This is a genomic window from Cecembia rubra (assembly GCF_003014575.1).
Classification (GTDB): Bacteria; Bacteroidota; Bacteroidia; order Cytophagales; family Cyclobacteriaceae; genus Cecembia_A; species Cecembia_A rubra.
Genome location: NZ_PYGF01000027.1, coordinates 1 through 1,783, shown reverse-complemented (window position 1 = coordinate 1,783; position 1,783 = coordinate 1). Strand labels below are relative to the sequence as shown.

General features: G+C 53.8%; 1 protein-coding gene. It reads right to left on the bottom strand.

The features are described from left to right. The coding region (locus CLV48_RS20355) for a condensation domain-containing protein (RefSeq protein ID WP_245889629.1) at positions 1-1,747 on the bottom strand (1,747 nt) is incomplete at its 3' end. Positions 1,748-1,783 lie beyond the last annotated feature (36 nt).

Genomic DNA, 1,783 nt, shown 5'->3' with positions numbered 1-1,783 from the left:
TCTCCGGATGGCACCGTGGTGCAGGGTCTGATTCCCTATACCCGCCAAGAACCTTCCCCAGGTATTCCCATGTAACAGGGATGGCACCGGTATTGCCACAGATAGTCCCCATCAGCGGCAGCAAAGATTCCTGGGTCAGGATAAGATCCATCCCCGAATCCTCTACCATATAGCTAAGCCTGTCCACAGGATAGCCCGGATCCAAAGGAACATAGGCCCCACCGGATTTCCATACTGCAAGGATACTGATGATCAGCTCTGCGGAACGCTCCAGGCAAATACCTACCTTACGCTCCGCCCCTATCCCACAGTCCCTCAGATAGTGCGCCAGCCTGTTCGCCCTTCCGTTCAGTTCCACGTAGCTCAGCTCTTCCTGCTCAAAAATCAGGGCTGTATTTTCCGGGTACTCCCCTACCTTCTGTTCAAACAGCCCGTGGATCAGTGCCTCCCCTGGAATAGCCATGTCCGTCCCGTTCCACTCCCTGATCCGGGCCTCCTCCTCTTCCAGAATGACCGGCAAACTTGCCAACATGTCTTTAGGGGCATTCATTGCCTCACGGATTATGTTCCTGAACCGGACTGCAAGAAGCTGTATGCTTTCTTCACTGAACAGCTCCGCCGCATACACAATGCTGAATCCTATCCCCTCTCCGCTTTCCGTGCCGCTAAAGGTCAGGTCAAACTTCACTCCCGATGGATCACCCGTTTCCAGCATCCGAAGAACCTGCCCACCCAGTGACAGCTCTCCCTCGCCCTCTTTGAGCATCGTGAACATTACACGTACCCCATTGTCCGGATGGCCATGGCCCCTCAGATGGGATACAAGCTCATCATACGGATAACTGTCATGCTCAAATGAACTGAGCAACAGCTCCCTGGTCAGCTCCAGAAAGTCCCCGAAAGACAGGGAGGGATCTATCCGGTTCCTGACCGCAAGCGTATTCACAAACATCCCAACCATGTCCTCTGTCTCCGGAAGGTTCCTACCCGCAGAGGTAGTCCCTATCACCACATCTTCACACTGTGCATATTTGCTCAGCAACAGCGTGAAGGCAGTGTATAGAAATATATACGGCGTCGTCCCACTTTCCTTACAGAAGCCCTGTAACTCCGGGAAAAGATCTCCATCAAGTGTAAAACTGTACACCTCCCCTTCAAACGTCCTAATTGAAGGCGCCTGATAATCCGTAGGAAGTTCCAGCGCCGGAAGACCGTCACTATACATCCCTTGCCAGAACTCCCCATGCTTACGCCTCTCCAACTGCTGGGCCTCCGACTGTTGCCAATACGCATAGTCTATAAAATCAACTGCCCTCTCTGCCAGGGCTTCCCCTGAATATGCCTTCGACAATGATCCAAAAAACGGCCCGTAAGACAGCCCGTCCATAATGATATGGTGCGTATCGATAGCCAAAAACTGACGGCCCTCCGTCTCCCAAAGCTCCATCCTCACCAGGGGAGCCTCTTCCAGGTTAAACGGTGTCTTCCCCCAGTCCGCAAGATGATCCGCTAGTGCGGATTCGGTCAGCCTCCTCACTGGAACTCTGACATCTACCCATGCAGACACATCCTGGCGGAGGTCTCCGCCTTCCATCGTAAACGAGGTCCTGAACGCAGCAAAGTGCCCCACCACCCGCTGGAAGGCACTCTCCAGAAGTCCGTGGTCCAGCCTGCCTTCAACTTCATATACTGACGGCATATTGTACAGCACAGTGCCCTCTCCCTGCTGTAAAGAATGAAGGTACACCCGCTTCTGCGCCGAGGCCAGCGGATAACTCTCCTG